The 19253-nt window shown below is 49.8% G+C and carries 21 protein-coding genes and 1 riboswitch; of the genes, 8 read left to right on the top strand and 13 right to left on the bottom strand.

Annotated elements, in window-relative coordinates; genetic code table 11:
• Window positions 1–3 precede the first annotated feature (3 nt).
• The 8 genes from ACTL32_RS04935 to ACTL32_RS04900 form a co-directional block, all read right to left on the bottom strand.
• A complete protein-coding gene (locus ACTL32_RS04935) occupies window positions 4–720 on the bottom strand; it encodes a FadR/GntR family transcriptional regulator (protein WP_441340412.1) in 717 nt (238 codons plus the stop codon).
• Between the two features lie 59 nt (window positions 721–779).
• Complete coding sequence (locus tag ACTL32_RS04930) at window positions 780–2072, bottom strand: TRAP transporter large permease (RefSeq protein WP_441340411.1); 1293 nt, start codon at window positions 2070–2072, stop codon at window positions 780–782.
• Window positions 2073–2076: 4 nt separating this feature from the next.
• Entirely contained in the window at window positions 2077–2544 is a 468-nt protein-coding gene (locus tag ACTL32_RS04925; RefSeq protein WP_441340410.1) for a TRAP transporter small permease, read from the bottom strand.
• The gene (locus tag ACTL32_RS04920; protein ID WP_441340682.1) at window positions 2544–3575 is read right to left on the bottom strand and encodes a TRAP transporter substrate-binding protein; all 1032 of its coding nucleotides are present in this window, start codon (window positions 3573–3575) and stop codon (window positions 2544–2546) included. Before ACTL32_RS04920 ends, ACTL32_RS04925 begins: the two co-directional genes overlap by 1 nt.
• A 430-nt stretch (window positions 3576–4005) precedes the next feature.
• On the bottom strand, window positions 4006–4704 hold the full coding sequence (locus tag ACTL32_RS04915; protein WP_441340409.1) for a sigma-70 family RNA polymerase sigma factor: 699 nt from the start codon (window positions 4702–4704) through the stop codon (window positions 4006–4008).
• Between the two features lie 220 nt (window positions 4705–4924).
• Window positions 4925–5821, bottom strand: a complete 897-nt coding sequence (locus tag ACTL32_RS04910) for an AEC family transporter (RefSeq protein WP_441340408.1) — start codon at window positions 5819–5821, stop codon at window positions 4925–4927.
• Between the two features lie 209 nt (window positions 5822–6030).
• Complete coding sequence (locus ACTL32_RS04905; protein WP_441340407.1) at window positions 6031–6717, bottom strand: FusB/FusC family EF-G-binding protein; 687 nt, start codon at window positions 6715–6717, stop codon at window positions 6031–6033.
• 248 nt (window positions 6718–6965) lie between these two features.
• The gene (locus tag ACTL32_RS04900) at window positions 6966–8459 is read right to left on the bottom strand and encodes an amidase (RefSeq protein ID WP_441340406.1); all 1494 of its coding nucleotides are present in this window, start codon (window positions 8457–8459) and stop codon (window positions 6966–6968) included.
• Window positions 8460–8616: 157 nt separating this feature from the next.
• Here ACTL32_RS04900 and ACTL32_RS04895 point away from each other — a divergent pair, with 157 nt between their 5' ends.
• Window positions 8617–9129, top strand: coding sequence for a DUF6241 domain-containing protein (locus tag ACTL32_RS04895; protein WP_441340405.1), 513 nt, complete (start codon window positions 8617–8619; stop codon window positions 9127–9129).
• Window positions 9130–9274: 145 nt separating this feature from the next.
• Window positions 9275–9419, top strand: a riboswitch (cyclic di-AMP (ydaO/yuaA leader).
• 114 nt (window positions 9420–9533) lie between these two features.
• Window positions 9534–10862, top strand: coding sequence for a TrkH family potassium uptake protein (locus tag ACTL32_RS04890; protein WP_441340404.1), 1329 nt, complete (start codon window positions 9534–9536; stop codon window positions 10860–10862).
• A gap of 100 nt (window positions 10863–10962) precedes the next feature.
• Here the strand turns inward: ACTL32_RS04890 and ACTL32_RS04885 are convergent, their stop codons facing one another.
• Window positions 10963–11586 (bottom strand): DUF421 domain-containing protein, encoded by a 624-nt coding sequence (locus tag ACTL32_RS04885; protein WP_441340403.1) that lies wholly within the window; start codon window positions 11584–11586, stop codon window positions 10963–10965.
• 299 nt (window positions 11587–11885) lie between these two features.
• On the opposite strand from ACTL32_RS04885, the gene ACTL32_RS04880 reads away from it, so the two are divergent.
• The 4 genes from ACTL32_RS04880 (at window position 11886) to ACTL32_RS04865 (ending at window position 14268) form a co-directional block, all read left to right on the top strand.
• On the top strand, window positions 11886–12578 hold the full coding sequence (locus tag ACTL32_RS04880; RefSeq protein WP_441340402.1) for a DUF2294 domain-containing protein: 693 nt from the start codon (window positions 11886–11888) through the stop codon (window positions 12576–12578).
• A 405-nt stretch (window positions 12579–12983) separates the two neighbouring features.
• A complete protein-coding gene (locus ACTL32_RS04875) occupies window positions 12984–13337 on the top strand; it encodes a GNAT family N-acetyltransferase (RefSeq protein WP_441340401.1) in 354 nt (117 codons plus the stop codon).
• A gap of 70 nt (window positions 13338–13407) precedes the next feature.
• Window positions 13408–13812 carry a hypothetical protein gene (locus ACTL32_RS04870; RefSeq protein ID WP_441340400.1) on the top strand — a complete coding sequence of 135 codons (405 nt, stop codon included), beginning with the start codon at window positions 13408–13410 and terminating at the stop codon, window positions 13810–13812.
• Between the two features lie 177 nt (window positions 13813–13989).
• Window positions 13990–14268 (top strand): KGG domain-containing protein, encoded by a 279-nt coding sequence (locus ACTL32_RS04865; RefSeq protein WP_441340399.1) that lies wholly within the window; start codon window positions 13990–13992, stop codon window positions 14266–14268.
• A gap of 308 nt (window positions 14269–14576) precedes the next feature.
• Here ACTL32_RS04865 and ACTL32_RS04860 read toward each other — a convergent pair whose 3' ends face one another.
• Both ACTL32_RS04860 and ACTL32_RS04855 read right to left on the bottom strand, forming a co-directional pair.
• A complete protein-coding gene (locus ACTL32_RS04860; RefSeq protein WP_441340398.1) occupies window positions 14577–15344 on the bottom strand; it encodes a hypothetical protein in 768 nt (255 codons plus the stop codon).
• A 31-nt stretch (window positions 15345–15375) separates the two neighbouring features.
• Window positions 15376–15936, bottom strand: coding sequence for a TetR family transcriptional regulator (locus ACTL32_RS04855; RefSeq protein WP_441340397.1), 561 nt, complete (start codon window positions 15934–15936; stop codon window positions 15376–15378).
• A gap of 177 nt (window positions 15937–16113) precedes the next feature.
• On the opposite strand from ACTL32_RS04855, the gene ACTL32_RS04850 reads away from it, so the two are divergent.
• Together ACTL32_RS04850 and ACTL32_RS04845 are read left to right on the top strand one after the other, a co-directional pair.
• Window positions 16114–17040, top strand: a complete 927-nt coding sequence (locus ACTL32_RS04850) for a DsbA family protein (protein ID WP_441340396.1) — start codon at window positions 16114–16116, stop codon at window positions 17038–17040.
• A gap of 19 nt (window positions 17041–17059) precedes the next feature.
• Window positions 17060–17365: a monooxygenase gene (locus ACTL32_RS04845; protein ID WP_441340395.1), complete on the top strand. Its 306-nt coding sequence runs from the start codon at window positions 17060–17062 to the stop codon at window positions 17363–17365.
• A gap of 253 nt (window positions 17366–17618) precedes the next feature.
• Here ACTL32_RS04845 and ACTL32_RS04840 read toward each other — a convergent pair whose 3' ends face one another.
• Together ACTL32_RS04840 and ACTL32_RS04835 are read right to left on the bottom strand one after the other, a co-directional pair.
• The gene (locus ACTL32_RS04840) at window positions 17619–18170 is read right to left on the bottom strand and encodes an MEDS domain-containing protein (protein WP_441340394.1); all 552 of its coding nucleotides are present in this window, start codon (window positions 18168–18170) and stop codon (window positions 17619–17621) included.
• A 229-nt stretch (window positions 18171–18399) separates the two neighbouring features.
• Complete coding sequence (locus tag ACTL32_RS04835) at window positions 18400–19251, bottom strand: HpcH/HpaI aldolase/citrate lyase family protein (RefSeq protein ID WP_441340393.1); 852 nt, start codon at window positions 19249–19251, stop codon at window positions 18400–18402.
• Window positions 19252–19253 lie beyond the last annotated feature (2 nt).

Raw genomic sequence — 19253 nt, 5'->3', positions numbered from 1 at the left:
CTCCTAGCCCCCTTCGATTTCAACATTCACTTCCGTCTGAGAATTTTCCAAATGGGCTTTCATCAGCATTTCCGCTTCAGCATGGGCCATTTCCTCAATGGCATTATAGATTCCCCAGTGCTCGTTTTGAAAACGGTCTAAGATTGCCGGTGCGGATGACAACACTGTACGCGTCATCGTGATTTGTTCTTCCAGCAGATCCGAAATCATTTCTTCAAGCATGATCAGCACCTTGTTCTGCGAGGCAAGTACAATCGCCTGATGGAACAGCATATCGTATGTCGTTGCCATTTTCTCATTGCCGTCTTTATAGCTCTGATCCAGATTGGTCAGGATGCTGTGAAGTCGTTTCAGATCCGCTTCCGTTCTGCGTTTCGCTGCATAGCCGGTCGCGGAAGATTCCAGAATGACCCGGACTTCGAACAACTCCTGAGTATTCATCTCTTTTGAAACAAGGACAAGCGAGATGATGCTTTTCAGGTTTTCAGGTTCCGCTTCTTTGATAACGGTTCCTTCTCCCGGCCGCCCGTCGATAATACCGAGCAAACTAAGGATTTTCAGTGATTCACGCAGTGAGGAGCGGCTGATGCCCATTGATTTGGACAAGTCTATTTCATTTGGCAGCCGCTGTCCTTTCACCAAGGTGTTAGACATCAAAAGATAGCGGAATTGGTCCAACACTTCTTCAAATTTCTTTTTCTTCCGAATTTTTTTAAACATAAAAGAACCCTCTCTATTTGTATGTTTGTCCGACAAGGACAGTGAGAACTAAACCTGTTTTATTCACCCATTAACAGGTCTGGTAAGAACAATGAAATTTCTGGGATATATGTGACCAATTGCAGTACAATCAGTGTCGCCAACAAATAAGGCATCAAAGGTTTTACTGCATCCATCATGGGTACGCCGCTTATTCTGGAAGCTACTAACAGATTCAGTGCCATAGGCGGTGTAATCAGCCCAATTGCCAGATTCAATGTCTGAATCACACCGAAATGAACCAGATCAATTTCTAACAAAACGACCAACGGCAGAAAAATCGGTGTCGTAATCAGAATTGCTGTGATGGTTTCCAAAAACGACCCGAGAATCAAATAAAACACGTTCAGTATTAATAGAATCAGGAATTTCTCGTCTGTAATGCCGGTGATGAATGCTGTGAACAACTCAGGTATCCGTTGGGTTGTAATAAGCCAGCCGAAAATGCCGGCCATACTAATGATGAGCATGATCAGTGCGCTTGTATAAGCTGATTCCTTACTGGTGCGCATCAATTCTTTAAAACTCAATTCCTTGTAATAGAACATCCCGACGAGAACGCCGTAAATTAGCGCGACTGCCCCGGCCTCAGTCGGCGTAAAGATACCCAAGTAAATTCCGCCAAGTACAATAACCGGCATAATAAGCGCAGGCACTGCATGCCAAGGCTTTTTCTTTTTCGCTCCGGGTTCCGGGACCATTTCTTCCACTTTTTCAGAAATACGGTATTTCGACTCCATTAGGACATTTACCAGAACAAATACCAGCACCAGCAAAGCACCGGGGACGATTCCTGCCAAGAATAATCGGGCAATCGAAACGTTTGTCGTCATAGCGTAAATGATCATCGGGATACTTGGCGGAATAATAATTCCAAGCACCCCGGCAGCTGATGCGACTGCCACAGCATATTTCTTGCTGTAGCCGCGCTTGATCATTTCAGGAATCATGATGCCTCCGATTGCCGCAACTGTCGCTGCAGACGATCCGGATATGGCACCAAAAAAAGCACTGGCAATGACAGTAACGTGGGCAAGGCCGCCTTTGATTTTTTTCACAAAGAAATAGGTAAAATCAACGATCGTTCTTGATATCCCGCCGCTTTTCATGACATCCCCCGCGAAAACAAAAAGCGGAATGGCGAGCAGGACAAATGAGTCAAGTGCGCTGAACGATTGGCTGACAAGGATTGTCAGGTTGTTCGGCATTTCAAGCAGCAAGTAAAGGAGTGCGCTGATGCCAAAACTGAAGGCAATCGGAATTCCTATTACCACTAGCACAAAAAACAAGATGATAAAACCGACTACGCTCAATGGGTCAGCCTCCCTTCCTTGCAGTGAAAATCATGAAAATAGAACCAATGCCGCTGATTGCCATAAGAACGGCGCCAATCAGCACCGCACTCATCGGACCTGCCATCGGCAATTGCAAAGCAGGGCTTTTTTGGCCGATGGCGATTTGGGTCATAACGAACTCATAGGCCACGTATGCCAAGACAATCGTAAATGCTGTAACGGCAGCCTGTTGAAAAATGCTGAGAATCCGGATTTTTTTATCTGATAGGATAAAATCCAGAATCTCGATATTCAGATGTTCTTTTCGGTAAAGAGCTGCAGCGCTGGCAATGAAGATCATGAAAATCATCAAATAACGGGCTGCTTCTTCTACCCAAGGTAACGGGAGACTGAAGAAATAGCGCATGATCACCTGCAGCAGCGTCAGCACCGATACGGCGATAAGCAAAACGGCAGCTGTCCACTCTTCTATTTCAGCGATTTTTTTCATCACTGTGCATCCTTGTACTCAAGCATTTGATCGATCAGATCCTGTCCAACTACAGAAGAGAGGCTTTCATAAGTCTCCTGTGCGCTTTGCTGGAATGATTCATAGCCTTCAGGCGATAATTCTTCAATGACTTCAACACCCGAGTCCGCAATCAACTGCATATATTCTTTTGCAACTTCACGGTTGTACTCACGCTGTTCATTGCCGATGGATACGGCCAGCTCTTTCACCGTTTTCTGTGTTTCTTCATCCAAACCTTCCCATGCCTGCACGCTCATGACCATCGCCAATGGCGCATACATGTGGTTTGTTGCAGTGAAATAGCCTTGTGTTTCGTGTAATTTGGAACCGTAGGTCAAGATGGCGCCGTTGTCCTGTCCATCAACTGTCCCTTGTTGAAGTGCCGTGTAAAGTTCATTGAAAGCCATTGGGGTCGGAGTAGAACCTACACGTTCAAACCAGTCTAGTGAAGGCTGATTTTCAACCACACGCATCTTAAGACCTTTTAAATCATCTGCTGTCTCAATCGGGCGCGTTGAGTTAGACATAGCACGCCAGTCATTTTCCCAATAAGCGAGGATGACCAATTGCTTTTCAAGCGCTGCTTCTGCCAACTGCTCTCCAACCGGCCCATTCAGAATTTCATCCACTTTGGCATTGTCTGTCGGGAAAATATATGGCAAATCCCATACTTGCAGCTCAGGTACAAAGTTGCCCATCGCGATTGTGCTGATCAAGCCCATTTCCAAGGTACCTTGTTGAATGGACTCGGCCATTACCCGGTCAGCACCGAGCTGAGAGGAGGGATACGTATCAATCGTCACAGCACCATCCGTCTGTTCTTCAACTTGCTTACCGAACTCTAAAGCGTATTTCTCCCATGGGTGGTCAGCTTCCGCCGGCCCAACATGGCCAAGCTTCAATGTGACCGCTTCCGCTTCGCCCGCAGCCCCTCCTTCACTTCCGCCGCCACATCCCGCTAGCACCGATGACATTAAGATCATGAAAAACAAAATACTTTTTCGATTCATCTTCAAAGTAATTCCTCCTTGATCGATTGTATTTTCATTGAAAAGAATGGTCGCATGATATTGCTTTCAACTTTCTGCGACATTTTATTTTTATAAAGTATGCAGAAAGGTTCGGTTAAAGTTAAAACCGGCCAATGTAATAAATAGCTGGAAACATGTTTAAATTCGTTAACCTTTGACAGTTGATAGCAAGAACGAAAGCGTTGAGAGCGCTTTCATTGCAAACTAAAAAATTTTTATTTTCCAGGTAGGTTTGTCAGACAAACTTTTGAAGATTTTGGAGAAACGGTTTTAAGTTATAAGTTTTAGCAAGCGAAGAAAGTAAAAAAGTAATTCCTCCTCTCTTTCTCAGCTTTACCAGCTTTCTGGTTCTTTTTCCGTCCAAAATTTTCAGCATGTAGGTTTGTCAGACAAACTATTCCGGAATTTATTATGCAATGTCTCTAATTGCTACTAATGCTTTTTTTATGTGTTTATGGATCATCGCATCTGAAACACCTAAGACTCCAGCAATTTCGGTTTTATTGTATCCCATGAAATAATGCATATAGACAACTTTTTTCTGCACTTCAGTGATACCTGCAAAATACGATTCCAGAGTTAACTTCGAAATAACGTTCTTCTCAACGCTCTGAACCGGATCTTTGATGTAATTGGACAAAGCCTGGCTTGTTTCACTTGAGCCACATGGCTGTTCTAAACTAAGCAGTTCCTGGATGCCATATACCAAATCAAAGGCGTCTTCTTGGGTAATGCCGAATGCTTCCATTGTTTCTTTGATAGTGGGGTCTTTTTTGTATGCTGCGAAATGCTTTTTGTGGAAAACCAAATACTTCGGATACAATCCTCTTATTCTTTGGCTGATTTTCATGGAGTTGGAGTTGTTGGATCTTGAGAAATTTCTTATCTCGCCTTGTATGCTTAAATACAAATACCGGATCCATTCGTTGGGGTCTAGGTTGAGGTCTATTTTCTTGATGCCGTTATACAGGCCGAATAAACAGCCTTGATACAGATCTTCCCATTCTACTTTGTGATGCCGCATGAACAGAGCCGGCCTTTTGGTGAATGACTTGATGACGTATTGGATGAACTTTTCCGCATCTTCTGTTTGCAACAATTCTTCCATTGTTTCGTCATTCTGCTGCGCTTGCCGCAAAAGCTTCTCATCCCTGAATTTCATAGCAGTCCATTGTCACCTCTTTCTACCTGATAAATTTTCTGTAAATTTAGCATAAATTGAATTGTCTGATAAGTCAACGCGTTTTTTAGTATTTATTTCTTCTTTCAGGGAATCCTGTTGCAAATATCATGTCGCTAGGAGCAGAAATATTAGTTTATTTTAGGGCCTAACCTAATAAAACCAGCATCCAGGTAATGGTCAGTATACTCAGTAATGTAGTGATTAAGGTAATGCTCGAAACAAGATTTGGTTCACTGTCGTATTGCACAGCATATATAACGGTGTTCGCAGCTGATGGCATCGCTGAGATTAAAATCAGTACTTTTGCAAGGAGATCATCCATAGGCAGAATAAGCACAATGCCGAATGTAACCGCTGGTGAAATAAACAAGCGAAGTATAACAGCAAACGAGACTTTCTCCCATTCCAATTTGGAAAGATTGATTTCGGCCAACTGCATTCCCAGAATGACCATGATGACCGGGATGGTAGCTGGAGCAAGCAGATCGACAACGGAAAGAATGTTAGCCGGCACCCCGATATCGAACATTTTGAGAAATATGGCAACTAGCACCGCGTAGGTTGGCGGCATTTCAAATACTGCTTTCATCGCCGTCTTGACGCCACCCGCTCCCCGTGCAGCATAATAAATGCCGAAGAAGTTCATTAGGATAATGTGGATGACCATCAGCGAAACGGCGTAGCCGAATGCCTGCTCCCCATAAGCGAATAAAACGATTGGTGCACCGTAATTTCCGGAATTCATGAAAGCTGTCGACAAAATCAACCCGCTTTCTGTCGCCCTTCCTTTCTTCCGTACATAACAATAAAGCTTATTCAGGAAAATAAGTACAGCCAACAAAATGACAGAAACTACGACCATACTGACATACTGCTGATCCAAATCCGCTTGGTAGACATTCTGAAAAACGAGCATTGGTGTCAAGATATAGATCGCTACTGTTGAAAAGGGCTTTATATCAAGTCTTTTCCACTTTTGCAGTCCGAATCCGGCTAAAAATATTAGCAAGACCGGCAGAACCACGTCAGTGAAAATCGCCATTCCTCTTCACTCCCCTCCAGTTTCATTTTTATGACACTATACCATTTCCAATAAACAATGTTCAGTTTTTTCGAAAAACTAACCTTTTTAACATCTTAAGCGCTTGAATACTGTCCATCAAATTCTCTTCTTTCCTACTTCAAGCCACATGCCCGTTAACTTCCAAGCAAAAAAAGCCTCTCCATATCCCAGGAGAGGCCTTCCCTATATTATTTCTGCAGCCGCTCAACAAACTCGTTGAGCCGCTCCAATCCGTTGATGTTGCTGTTGCAGGCTTCATTGTCCAGACAGACGTAGTTGCCGCGTTTGACGAACTGGTCCTGCCCGGAGCTTTTCGTTTTCGCCGTGAACAGGCCGACTTCGCTGTGGCGGTTGCAGATCGTGCAGATGCCTTTTTTATGGCTGCGCGTCATCGTGCCGTGAATGCCTTCGAAGCGTCCGTCCTTTTCGGCGACGAGGTACATCAGCGTCGAGCTTTCAATCCAGGCGATGTACGAGAGCTTTTTGAAATCGAGCGCATCCAGCTTCGGCCCTTTCAGTTTTTTCGCTTTCGGGAACAGCTTCTTGAGGCTTTGTTCCGTCACGGTTTTAAAAGGGATGACGTAAGGTCGGAGTTGTTCCAGGAACGCCTCCGCTTCAGCGGTCTCCTTCACTTTAGCGAGCGGATTGAGCACCGCTTTCTGCTCTTCGGTAAGCTGGGGGAACAGCTTAAAGACCTTCTCGTGCGCCAAGTGGCGAAGCACGTTCAGCACTTCGGCGTCGTTGCCGGTCGCCTGCCCCGAGACGAGGATCCCCGCCTGTTCCTTGATGAAATTGAATTGGTCATTGCGGATGAACGCCTCCGGAAGATCCGTTGCGTTCCCGGTTCTGCCGGATGATTCTTTGACATGGATCATATGCTACACTCCTTATTCGTTGGGATGGACGGAATATATAGAAGCAAGCCGTGTACCGGCGCATCCATGCGGGCGATGGTCATTTCCTGTCTGCCCCACACAAAGTATCGCCTTCCCGGATACCAGGCTTTGCATGAGTGAGTGCTGACGCTGACAAAAGATTTTTGATTGCCACCTTATACCACCACCTTTAACGTTCTGTTAGGTCTAATGATACTTGATATCGAGGCCGTTTTCCATTGAAGGGCTTAGTGGCTGAGCGCCGGATTCCCTTTTTGTCCGGCCCACAAACCGCTCGCTTCGATTGCGGCGGCGAGCCCCAGCAGCCGGTGCTCTTCGCCTTTTTGCGCCATGAACTGGACGCCGATCGGCAGGCCGGCACCCGACACGTGGACGGGAACGGATACCGCCGGCTGCCCGGTCAGGTTCGCAAGCTGCGTATACGGCGTATACGTTAGGCTCGGCAGGAACATCTCATAGATCACGTCCTGCTGGCGCTGCATCGTGCCAGCTTTCGCCCATTGTTCGAGGAGCGCCCCCTTCGACTCTACTGAATGCGTCAGTTCGCCGATCTTCGGCGCCGTGAACGCGGTTGCCGGCGTCAGATAGAAATCATATGTGCGGTGCAGCGACGCCATTTTGGAAGCGGCTGCGTCCCAAGAAGCAAGGCTCGCGGAATAATCGGCTGCCGACACGTTCCTTCCGGCTTCACTCAGGAGCCACGATTCAATCTCCATATCGGGCGCCATCATCGGGCGCCCCATCGCTTTTTCAAGGGTCCGCGAAAGGAGCGCCATCTCGCCGCTGTTCATCAAGTAATAGTCCTGCATGAGGCGGACGCCGTCGATGCCGTTGTGGACCTCTTCCACTTCATGCCCGGCGTCGATGAGCCATCGCACGGTTTTTTGCAACGCTTCTTTGGCATCTTCGGACACCGGCGTACCGACGGGCGACTCCAGCGTGAAGGCGATCTTCAACCCCATTTCCGGCACTTTCAACGCGTCCGTATATTTCCCGGGAAATAGCGGCGCCTGGAACGCGGCTTCCGGCTGGACCGTCTGCAGTACATCAAGCAATGCAGCACTGTCACGTACCGTGCGGGTCAAAGCGAAGTCGATCGATGCCCCTTGCCACTGCCTGCCGGCGCCGGGCCCGACCGGCGTCCGGCCGCGGGTCGGCTTCAATCCGAACAGGCCCGTAAACGACGCGGGGATGCGGATCGAGCCGCCCCCGTCGCTTGCCCCGGCAAACGGCACGATGCCGGATGCCACCGCTGCAGCCGCGCCGCCGCTTGAGCCGCCCGGAGAGAAGTCCGGGTTCCACGGGTTGCGGGAAGCGCCGTGCAGTTCCGGTTCGCTGATGTTCTTCAAACCAAATTCCGGCGTGTTCGTGTGGCCGACAATTGATACGCCCGACACTTTCAGCTTCGAGACGAAATGCGAATCGTGCTTAGCAACAGAACCTTCCAGCAGCTTCGAACCGGCAGTCAGCGGCTCGCCTTCAAAGGACTGCGAAATGTTCTTCAACGCCATCGGCACGCCGGCAAAAGGACCGGTTTTATTGGCATCCAGCGCTTGTATCGCCGCTTCCTGCCGGGTGGACGTGAATGCGTTCACTGCAGGGTTCACTTCTTTCAGCCGTTCGAAGCTCAGCGCGAGCAGTTCTTCCGCGTTCGTCTCTTTTTTCGCGATTCCCTCCGCCATCGCAGTAGCGTCGAGTGTCAGATATGTACGTAAATCCATGGGTTCCTCCAGTCCGGCCAATCGCTGGCCTGTATGGGTGCATACTGGAATTGTATCATTGCAGGCGCCCGGAAGAAAATCGCTTCTGGGAATAAAATTCCATAACTGGTAGAATGGAAGGAGGTGCATTTGGAAAATCGACTTGAGGAGTGAATCCATGAAACAGACAGCGGCCACCGCTTTGATCAGCATTGCGATCATCGCATTGATCGGAATCGCCGGTTTCCTGTTCATCCAGAACGGAGCGCCGGAAGAGGAGGAACGCCCTGCAGCAGCCGGCGAGGCGAAGAGCCGGATCCAGCCGGCGGTTTTCGATGGCGTCGGCACCATCGAGGCGGAGACGTCCGGCAAGATGAACGAAGCCAAGCTGCAGTTTTTCCTCCATGAAATGACCCACAGCAAAGTCTATGCCGAGGATAAATGGGGCGAAGCGCGGCCGATCAGCCAGGAAAACATCGACCGCCTGCTTGAGGTCGTCGAAGCGAGCGACTTCAAGGACCGGGCGTATTACCGCCGGACCCTCGAGGCGTGGCGGGACGGCGACTTTGTTAATGCCGTCGATGTCCACAACAAGATCTGGCACCTCCACGGCGGCACGATCGGCAAGGCCACCCGGCTGATGACCCAGGAGGAGGAAGCCGCTTATATCCAAGCCCATTTTTCACAGTGAACGAGCCCTGCCAGCGCAGGGTTTTTTTCTTTGGGCATGCCCCTCTCAGCTGAGCGCATCTCCCCTTTTTGCACGGTTCCAAAAAGAAGTTGACAAGCTCGGGGAACAGGCGTATTTTTTAGCTTATCACCACTGAAACTCAACAACCTTTGAATCGCTGAATCGTTTACGAGCGGGGGAACCATTTCCGATAGCTACAGCTATCTCGGGGTGAATCTTACTTGTGTAAGAAGGGATACTCTTGGTCCCTAATCCGACAGCTAACTCCGCAAGCGTTGAAACTGTAAAGAGGAAGGCCATAGGGAACCCCTAAGACCGTTCTATTTGGAATGGTCTTTTTTAATTCTTCCATTCCGGCGGCAGCGGCCAAGGCGAAATTTCCGTGAAAGAAGGACGCTCATATCATGAGAAAGCTCACCAAAAAGAAAATCAAAATTTCACCCCCGCTTCTGATCTCAGGCAGCTTTCTGTTCCTGATCTTTGCGGGGACGCTGTTGCTGAAATTGCCCGCCGCCACAACTGTGCCGATTTCCTGGACCGACGCCATCTTCGTCGCCACATCGGCCACGACGGTGACGGGATTGAGCGTTTTCGATCCCGGAACGGTTTTGACCGGCTTCGGGGAAGGCGTCCTGCTCGTGCTGATCCAGTTCGGCGGCATCGGGCTCATGGCGTTCGCCATGGCCGTCCTGATGATGTTCCGGAAAAAGATCGGCCTCCAAAACCGGCTTTATTTGAAGGAAGCCTATTCCCAGTACTCGTTCGGCGGCATCATCCGGCTGGTCAAGTACATCCTGATCTTCGCGTTCACCGCCGAAGGCATCGGAATTGCCGCCCTGACGCTGTACTGGATTCCGGAATACGGGCTCGCGGATGCCCTGCACCTTAGCATCTTCCATGTCATTTCCGCATTCAACAACGCCGGGTTCTCGCTGTTTCCGGATAATCTCGTCGGCCAGCAAAGCGATCCGTTTGTCCTCTTGCTGCTGTCGGCCCTGTTCATCGTCGGAGGCATCGGCTTCACGGTCGTGGTCGACGTCTTTCAAAAAAAGGGCTTCCGCCACTGGTCCCTCCATACGAAATTGATGATCACTGGTACGGTGCTCGTCAACTTTCTGGCGACTGTGCTGGTGTTGGTGCTGGAGTATGACAATTCCGAAACGATCGGCAAGCTGCCGCTGTTCGATAAGCTCTTTGTGTCCTATTTCACCGGCGTGACACCCCGGACCGCCGGATTCAACGTCGTCGACTACGGCGCGATGGAAGACCCGACGCTGCTGCTGACGATGATTCTGATGTTTATCGGCGCCGGCAGCGCGTCCACCGCTTCCGGCATCAAGTTGACGACGTTCATCGTGGTCGTGCTGGCGACGATTTCGTTCCTGCGGTCCGAGCGCGAACCGGAAATTTTCGGCCGCACCCTCCGCATCGAGATCATCCTGCGGTCCCTGGCGATCACCGCGATCAGCGTGTTGACCGTCTGGCTGTTCCTATTTTTGCTGGCCGTCACCGAAGACATCCCGTTCCTGCCGCTCGCGTTTGAAGTCGTTTCCGCGTTCGGGACGGTCGGCCTGTCGATGGGCATCACTGGCGACTTGAGCAGCATTGGCGAGCTGCTGGTGAGCGTTCTCATGTTCATCGGCCGGATCGGCCCGCTCACGTTGTTCTTCCTGCTCGTGAAACCTAAAAAAGAGCATTACCGCTATCCGTACGACCAGGTGTTCACGGGGTAAAGAGGCTGGCTTCTGTTTCCGGGCATGCGCCTTTGAAAGCCGCGAACATCCCGACATAAAAAGCAAGAGGAGAAGCCAGTGGTTAAGCTTCTCCTCTTTTTCAATTCCCGCTGTCCTGCTCGCCGTTGTCTTTCGGATAAGGCTTGATGAAAAAGCCGCCCGGTTCCGACCATTCGGCGTACAGCACGCTTTCCACGTTGCTATAGCCTTCTTTCTGCAGCTCATCATACAGCCATTCTTCAGACTTTCCGGCATACCGCAGGATTTCCTCATTAATCTTCCCTTCATCCACAAAGAGGAAATTCAGCGGTTCGTCTTCCGGGTCCAGGTTGAGCATGGCCGGCGTGACCGAACCGGATTTCGCATACTTTTTCAAACTGATGGTGCCACCGGGCTCCAGGTACAGGTCGCGCACTTCCTGCAGCGAAAACACACCTTCTTGGCGCATCATCGAGCGCAACTGCTCCATTTCCAGATGGTTCGCTTCCAGCGCCTTGACGTTGAATTCGCCGTCGCGGATCAGAATCGACGGCTCCCCTTTCAAGAAAATCCGGATTTTGTCGTAGCGCTTGGTCAGTTTTTCAATGATGAACAGCAGGAGCCCCCAGACGGCCACCGCAAACCATACGTGGAGCGCGGAAACTTTGTCGTCGTAGATGCTTTCTTCCAGGATGCCTCCCAAGACGATGGAATAAATAAAATCAAAAGGCGTCAGCTGGGACATCTCCTTTTTCCCCAGCAGCCGCGTCACAGCAGCAACGCGATCAACCCGAAAAACAGCTTCAAGCCAATATCCAAATACGTCATCGACTCCACCCCTTGGTTCATTTTTCTTAATGAATAGAAGACAGATTACTACTCCATACCCCCTTTTCGGTTTTAAAACCGGTTTCCGAAAATCCAGCAGCCAGGGCAACTGGTTTCCATCCCTTAATAATAAGAATAATTTGTATATACTGCCTGCGACCCCTATACTTGGTCAAACGGAGAGAATCGAATGCTTTCGTTCAAAGGGGCATTACCATGGAAAAAGAGAAAACGGTTGAATCGACAATCAGCGGATTCACCTCTGCGATTTTGCGGTCTCATTTCGGCAAGGGACCCTGTTCCGTCTATGTCACAATCAAAGAAGCTTATGTCTGCATCCAGGCCCGGGACTTTTTGGCACCGATGGAGAAGATTCTGCTCGATAAGCAAGAACGAAACCGGGTCCTTGAAATGCGGGATTTATTGATGATCGAAATCGAGGAAGAGTTCAAGCGGATGTTTTGGAAAGAGGCCGGACTCGAAATCAGCGAATTATACGCCGACTGGAATTTGGAAGATAAAACCGGTGTACTGCTCGGCGTATTAACTGAAGAAGTACCCGGAAAGGAACCGTGGCCGAAAGAAGTCGACGCCAAAGCGCTTCATCAGGAAATTGTCCGAGTCAGCATACTTGGCCAGAAAGAACCGGAGAAGACGGAACTTTTCTGGTTGAGCGACCGGACGCTCCTCATCAAACGCTCCCGCATCTTCACTTTGCTTGAGAAAGAGTTTATCAAAAACGGCTTGGTAGAGTCACTGAAGCTGGCGAAACGGCCGCTTGAGTACAATCTGTTCTTGCACTCACAGTTAACAGGCATCCTGAAACGGCCCATTACAGGGATATTTGTCGACTGGAACTTTGATGAAGATAAAGGGTACGCCGTATTGGCTTTGGGAAAGACAACTTAGCATTCGCTTCTTCCCGCTTGCCGATGCACCCGTTCACAAAGAACAATGGCTTTTTAGGCTGTTGTTCTTTTTTATATATTTTTGCAGGAATAGATTATAGAAGCTTTTCTTCTGAAACCCTCGAAGCATCCTTCTTTACTTTGTATAATTCTTTAGGTACTCTGTAGGTAATAATCTTGCGTTAGGAAATATCCCCTTCTTCTGAGAGAAGTGGCATTTACTCTGTGGGGCTTTTATTTTCAGCGAAAATCATAATGCTTCGGCACAATATTGCAGACCATAGCGCTGACAATAACGCCAAAAAGGATGTTTCATTCTTTTTGGCGTTTTTTTATTAACCATAAATGCCCGGAGGCTGCCAAAAAGCGCCGTTCGACTACTTTATATCTTTAGGAGAGGTTGTCTGTGTTGATCAAATACAAGAAATCGAATGAAAAAATCGCCATGGGCCTGTTGTCATTTATGCAGGACAAGCCTGATTTGCCTAAACTTCAGAAAACGTTGGAGCGATATGGCCAGGACCCGGATTGGCAGCTTTATTTATGGAAACAGGATGAGGATGTCATCGGCGCGATCGGAATTGAAATTGCAGAATACACATTCACTGTCCATGATATTGCCGTCAACCCTTCTTTCCGGAACGAAGGCATCGGGCTAGCCATGGTGGAGAAATTACAGCAGCTGCATGAACCGCTTGCTCTGTGCTCGACACCGGCAACAAAAGAGTTTCTCGAGAAATGCTGGAATGCCTCCGTTTAACCTTGATGCCTTTAAGGACCGAATTTCACAGGAAAAATCCTGATACCCGACAGGACAGGAAAGGATTTCAATGGAAGAAATGAAAACGGCGGTAGAGTCCGCAAAAGAAAAAGTCGCGCAGTTATTGGACGCAGAGATTGAACAGGAACCCGGTTTAGTCATCGTGAAAAAGAAACGGATGCTGGAAATCGTTGCAGACAGCCAGCGCTTCTTCTGTGTGCTCGACCATGATATTTCGTTCGAGAAAAAATTTAAAGATGGCGCAACCCGCAACAAAGCGGAAGTGTTCCTGCTTCCGGAGGAATACCCGGCTTTCTTTCTGGCATTAAGCGAACATCCGATTCCGTTTCCTCCCGATTTTCGGCAGTGGCAGAACGTGAACCCCCATATCATCAGCGTCTGCCTGGAATCAGTGGAACCGCCGGAACATTTCGCGGAACGTCTGGCGGCAGCATTAAACGTGCTCGAACAATAAGGTATAACGAAAATTCCAGGCAATTTTATCGCCGTCTCACCTTCCGTCAAGGTATTTACCTTGATAGAATATGGGAAATATTACAAGTTCTTAACAAAAGCGAAAAAGGCGTTTTCCCCAAAAACTATCGGGAATCAGAAGGGTGTAAGTCATTACAATCTTAAGGAGGAATTGAACATGGCAAACCAAAACGATGATAACAAAATGAGCCGCGAAGAAGCAGGACGCAAAGGCGGCGAAGCAACATCTGAGAGCCACGGCAAGGAATTCTATGAAGAGATTGGATCAAAAGGCGGACAGAACAGCAACAGCGGCGGCAATAATTCCGGCGGCAACAACAACAACAACAATAGTAATGGAAACGATTCCGGCGGCAAGATGAGCAAGGAAGAAGCCGGACGCAAAGGCGGACAAAACAGCAATAGCGGCGGCAATAACAACGGTGGAAATTCATAAGAAAACACGTTTAAAAGGAGCAAGCGCTTGAGGCGCTTGCTCCTTTCGAGGTTTAATCGACGCAAAAAAAGCCTTCCACCGGTTCAGGCGGAAGGCACTATTCTTTATTCAAAATCCTCAGCAGACCGGCCGTTCCCCGGCACGCGATTGTTACAAGGGCTTTAGCAGGCTAGAGATGATGAGATCTCTGCTCTAGGGACGGTAGGCACTTTCAAAGGAACCGGCGCAATTGTCCGGCTTCCGTGAGGCCACCTTAACACGTTTTTCCAGAAATTAGAAACAATTTCCCTTGTCCCATTTTCTGTCCCTTACCGTTCATAAGGCGGTATTACCCCTTCTTCACGGTGGAACATTGAACTTTCCCGGTCCACAATATAGGACATCATCCAGGAACCTGCCGCCGCATCGGTTTCCCAGTCCTCTTTAAAGATCACCTCGAAAACGCCGTCGTCCACTTTTTCGGCAGCGGTTGTTCTCCGCACCTGGTAGCCTTCAACCTGCCCTTCCCACGTCCCTGCTTCTGTCGGGAACCGGTCGATCGGAGTCCCTTCCCCGCTGGTCGCAAATCCAATAGCTTCCGCTGCCGTATAGGGCGGCAGTGCTGCAGAAGCGTTCTGGAAATAGCCCCACAGCAGCAAAAAGACGAGGAACGGCGCAATGCAGAATGCTTTATTCGCTTTCTCCTGCACCTGCCTTTTCAGCAGCCATTTGTCGATTATGCCATAAAGGACGGCTGTCAGAACGCCGATGAAAACGAAGTGGGGAATCGGAAACAGCAGACCGATGGCCGCCCCAAATCCTCCGAGGATCAGGACATACGCCCAGTCCGCCCCTTCAAACCACTTCCGCTGCAGGGCCTCGATGGCGAGCGACACCAGATTCCCATAAATCAGCACAAACATTCCGATGTAAAGAAAGAATACAAACGTCATTCCTGAAAATTCAGTGCCTGTCTCATAAACCACGTCATCGGACACAGCAATGCTCCAGGTGCTCCAGGCCATGAACATGATGAACACCGAAAAGAATGTGGCTAAAAACTTGCGGGCAGCGACCCTCTCGATTTGTCCTGTCATCGTCAACCTCTCCCTGCCTCAAATGCGGCGGCTATTCTACGCCATCCATTCCATGCCGGATAAAAGGAATGGCCGCTTTGATGAATGCCTCCGGCGGCACGTTGCTGTTCCGTCTCCATTCAGCCGACGCTCCGAAGATCCCCCAGCTCAGCATGACCGCAGCCATTTTAAGCGCGTCCTCGTTTTCCGCACCCCTTCGTTTTCTGAGCAGCTGATGGAAAAGGACTTCAAGCTGCTCGCGGATGATGCGGGCGATGGTGTCTTCATAGCCGCTGTGGCAATGGTGCGACAGCGACTTCTGGAAATTCGTCACCGCTTCAAAGATCTTGACGATCGTTTCTTCATCCAGTTCCCCGTCCTGATACGTTTCCACATCCAGATTCACCAGCAGCACTTCGCTCAAGGCCTTTTCGAGCAGATCGTAAATGTCCTCGAAATGGTAATAGAACGTGGCCCGATTGATCATGGCCTCCGCTGTGATGTCCTTTACCGTGATATCCTTGAATTCTTTCCCTTCCGATAGCGTGATGAAAGAATCCATGATCAGCTTCCGGGTGCGGACGACGCGTGGGTCCGTCTTGGGTTGCACCATTTTCTCCACTCCTTTTCAGACAATATCGCCAATGTGTTGGATAAGCGACACATCGCCGGAATTATTGGTGTTGTTTGTTTTCATTATGGCTTACGATTTGAATGTAAAGCAACCCTGCCAGTCCAGAATGCGCTGCCGGCTTGCAAAGCGGCAAGCTGAAACGAGGAGGAAAAAGGAATGAAGGACAATAACGGAATGATGTGTGATCTCGAAACCGGAATTTGCGGAGTGGCCGAGGAAGAAGAAACCGGTCTGATCGATTTTAGCCGGCCGCAGAAAACAGCCACGCTGTATTATGTGACCGACCCGATCTGCTCCCATTGCTGGGCGATCGAACCGGTGCTTCGCCGTTTTATGGAACAGTACGGCACCTATCTTAACGTCCAGACGGTGATGGGCGGCTTGCTGGAGAAATGGCATGACGGACCCATCGACCCGGCGAACGGCATCTACAAGCCGGCCGATGTGGCGCCCCACTGGCGGGAAGTCGGCGAACATTCCAGAATGCCGATTGATGGCTCGCTCATGGTCGACAACCCGGTGCAGTCTTCGTATCCGCCGTCCCGCGCCTTTAAAGTGATCCAGGAAACGCATGGCCCGGAAAAAGCCGCGGAATTCCTGCGCCGTGCCCGAGAAGCGCTTTTCGCATTCAACCGGAACATTTCAGAGCTCCCGGTTTTGGCCGACATTATCAATCAGATGAAACTCGACGGTCAAGCCATTGTGCGGGAAGCGGAAGGTCCGGCCGGGCAGCAGGCGCTGAATGCGGATTTCGCACTCGCGAGAAGCTTGGGCGCCAGAGGCTTCCCGACCATCATCATGGTCAATGAAGATAACCAGGGCGTGAAAATCACCGGCGGCCGGCCGCTTGAAGCTTATGTGGACGGTTTGAAACAAGTTTTAGGACAGGAACAGCTGCCAGCAGCCCCGCAGCCGCCGCTTGCGCATTTGCTCCAAAAGGAAAAACTGCTGTTTTCCAAAGAAATTGAAGTCATGTATGATGTAAACCAAACAGGCATTGCCGCTTTTATCGGAAAAGAGCTTTCGCCCGGCAGCTACGAGGAGAAGGAAATCCTCGGCGAAGCGTATTACACAACGAAGTAATAATCAGGAGGAGAAAAACATGGCGTATATCGCACAAGTGGATTTTAAAATGGACGGACCGTTCGGAGATGAGATGGCCGCCGGATTTTCGGATCTGGCGAAAAGCATCAATGACGAAGAAGGCTTCATCTGGAAAATCTGGACGGAAAGCCCCGAGACCAAGGAAGCCGGCGGCATCTACCTTTTCGAAACCAAAGAAACCGCTGAAAACTATGTGAAAATGCATACGGAACGGTTGGCCGGATTCGGCATCACAGGCGTCAACGCCAAAATTTTCGCGGTGAATCCTGCGCTGACGGAGACCAATAAAGGACCAGTGAAATAAGAGAAAGCGTCCGCAGAAGGGATGAGGCATTCTGCGGACGCTTTTGGGTTCCAGTGATAAACTTCCGTAATTCATTTGAAATGAGCACCGCTCATGATGGATGCTCCTTTCGTCCAGTTCAAATGGCGCAACAAATGATGCGTTCATTATTTCACATTACTTGTTCTATGCATGCCTTCCAATACTCAGCCCGCAAATGTCCATAAAAAGAAGCAGCAATGGCAAAATCCGCCACTCGCTGCTTCTTTTCGGCTTATAACGCTGTAATCTCGTCATCCTTCATCAGGTAATTATGGTACGTGCCCAGTTGTTCCTGCAGGTCCTCATTGACCCGCATCGCGTCGTATACGCATACGGCAATCAGGTTGTGCTCTGAAATCAAACGGCCAACTTCCATTTCATACGTCAAAAGTTCTTCTTCCAGACTGTCCTGGGTGCTCCATTCAATATGCCCCCATGTCCGAAAGTTGCCTTCCTCTAAAAGGGAGGTTTCAAACGTTTCCCGGAAGTATTCAATAATGGAACTCGGCATAAAATTGCCTTTTTGCCAATACAGATTGAAATTGTCGAAAAAATAAACCTTCGCGAATTCTTCTGCTGTCAATATATTCTGCAGGCGCTCCTTGATGATCGGAGTGAGCCGCTTGCTTTCTACAATCAGAACATAGTCTTCGTTCTTGATTCCGTCCAAAATGAAAACCAGTACGTTCTCGATATACAATCCCGTTTGTTCCGTCAGGTAAAAGACATGGGCCCCGGCTCCTTTACGGATTTCCAGTGCAAGTTCCGGTATCTTCTGTTGCATGTTCCACTTCCTTCCACCTGCTTCTGACTGTTTGCCAGACTGCCCTATTTTCAATTCCCGCCCCGCGCATGGCTTCCATGCAGAAAATCTGAATAAACTATAACACAGTAGGCAGAAAAAAACCGGATTTGCTAATCGCAGAATCCTTATTCACTTCAATACAAGCATGCGAAAACAAGAAGGAGAGGAAGCGATGGGGCTCCATCACTTCCTCTCCTTTCCTTTGCCGTCAGCCGCCGATGATGAGCTGGTAGCGCTCGCCGGCGCTGTAGATCTGCTTCGCTTTTTCGATGATTGGCCGGTCGACCATCTTGCCGTCGAGCATGAAGACGCCGGCGCCTTTCGCTTCGTTCTCCGCGTAATCGAGCACTTTCATCGCCCAGTCGATTTCGTCGCGGGACGGGCTGTAGACATCGTGCATGATGGGCAGTTGCTTCGGATGGATCGCCATCTGGCCGTTGAAGCCGAGCGCACGCGCCGACGCGGCACGCGTACGCAGGCTTTCATCGTTGTGGACATCGGGGAATACGGTGTCGTAAATGCCCGGGATGCCGAAAGCTTTTGCGTACGTGACGATGCGGGACCGCGCGTAAAGCGCCTCAAGCCCGGCTTCGGTCAGCGTCAGGTCGGCGTCGACCGCGTAATCGATGGCGCCGAAAGCGACGCCGGAGACGTTCGGGCCACTGAAGATGTCTTCAAGGCGGATGATTCCAAGCGCCGTCTCGACGAGTACGATTAGCTCACCCGAAGCACCCATGCCTTCCCAGGTTTCAGCGACCTGCGCCGCGCTTTCGGCTTTTGGCAGCATGATGCCCGTGACGTTTTCATGCCGCGCCAGCTTGACATCTTCCACGTACCACGGCGTGCCGTACTGGTTGACCCGCAGGAAGATAGGTTTCGCAGGTCCGTCGCCCAGTTCCTCAAGCGCTTGGCGTATGGTTTCCCGCGCGCCTTCCTTGTCGTCTATGTGGACCGCGTCCTCCAGATCCCACAGCAATGCGTCCGCTTCGCTGCTGACGGATTTCAGCAGCCGCTCCTTTTTCGTGCCCGGTGTGAACATCAAACTTCGGTAGATCATCATTT

The sequence above is a fragment of the Planococcus sp. FY231025 genome, from assembly GCF_052078085.1.
Classification (GTDB): Bacteria; Bacillota; Bacilli; order Bacillales_A; family Planococcaceae; genus Planococcus.
This window is presented reverse-complemented; position numbering and strand designations above follow the sequence as displayed.

Coding starts and splice junctions, on each gene's coding strand:
- ACTL32_RS04935 (WP_441340412.1), bottom strand. CDS start 720: ATGTTTAAAAAAATTCGGAAGAAAAAGAAATTTGAAGAAGTGTTGGAC.
- ACTL32_RS04925 (WP_441340410.1), bottom strand. CDS start 2,544: ATGAAAAAAATCGCTGAAATAGAAGAGTGGACAGCTGCCGTTTTGCTT.
- ACTL32_RS04920 (WP_441340682.1), bottom strand. CDS start 3,575: ATGAATCGAAAAAGTATTTTGTTTTTCATGATCTTAATGTCATCGGTG.
- ACTL32_RS04915 (WP_441340409.1), bottom strand. CDS start 4,704: ATGGAAGAATTGTTGCAAACAGAAGATGCGGAAAAGTTCATCCAATAC.
- ACTL32_RS04910 (WP_441340408.1), bottom strand. CDS start 5,821: ATGGCGATTTTCACTGACGTGGTTCTGCCGGTCTTGCTAATATTTTTA.
- ACTL32_RS04905 (WP_441340407.1), bottom strand. CDS start 6,717: ATGATCCATGTCAAAGAATCATCCGGCAGAACCGGGAACGCAACGGAT.
- ACTL32_RS04900 (WP_441340406.1), bottom strand. CDS start 8,459: ATGGATTTACGTACATATCTGACACTCGACGCTACTGCGATGGCGGAG.
- ACTL32_RS04895 (WP_441340405.1), top strand. CDS start 8,617: ATGAAACAGACAGCGGCCACCGCTTTGATCAGCATTGCGATCATCGCA.
- ACTL32_RS04890 (WP_441340404.1), top strand. CDS start 9,534: ATGAGAAAGCTCACCAAAAAGAAAATCAAAATTTCACCCCCGCTTCTG.
- ACTL32_RS04885 (WP_441340403.1), bottom strand. CDS start 11,586: ATGTCCCAGCTGACGCCTTTTGATTTTATTTATTCCATCGTCTTGGGA.
- ACTL32_RS04880 (WP_441340402.1), top strand. CDS start 11,886: ATGGAAAAAGAGAAAACGGTTGAATCGACAATCAGCGGATTCACCTCT.
- ACTL32_RS04870 (WP_441340400.1), top strand. CDS start 13,408: ATGGAAGAAATGAAAACGGCGGTAGAGTCCGCAAAAGAAAAAGTCGCG.
- ACTL32_RS04865 (WP_441340399.1), top strand. CDS start 13,990: ATGGCAAACCAAAACGATGATAACAAAATGAGCCGCGAAGAAGCAGGA.
- ACTL32_RS04860 (WP_441340398.1), bottom strand. CDS start 15,344: ATGACAGGACAAATCGAGAGGGTCGCTGCCCGCAAGTTTTTAGCCACA.
- ACTL32_RS04855 (WP_441340397.1), bottom strand. CDS start 15,936: ATGGTGCAACCCAAGACGGACCCACGCGTCGTCCGCACCCGGAAGCTG.
- ACTL32_RS04850 (WP_441340396.1), top strand. CDS start 16,114: ATGAAGGACAATAACGGAATGATGTGTGATCTCGAAACCGGAATTTGC.
- ACTL32_RS04845 (WP_441340395.1), top strand. CDS start 17,060: ATGGCGTATATCGCACAAGTGGATTTTAAAATGGACGGACCGTTCGGA.
- ACTL32_RS04840 (WP_441340394.1), bottom strand. CDS start 18,170: ATGCAACAGAAGATACCGGAACTTGCACTGGAAATCCGTAAAGGAGCC.
- ACTL32_RS04835 (WP_441340393.1), bottom strand. CDS start 19,251: ATGATGATCTACCGAAGTTTGATGTTCACACCGGGCACGAAAAAGGAG.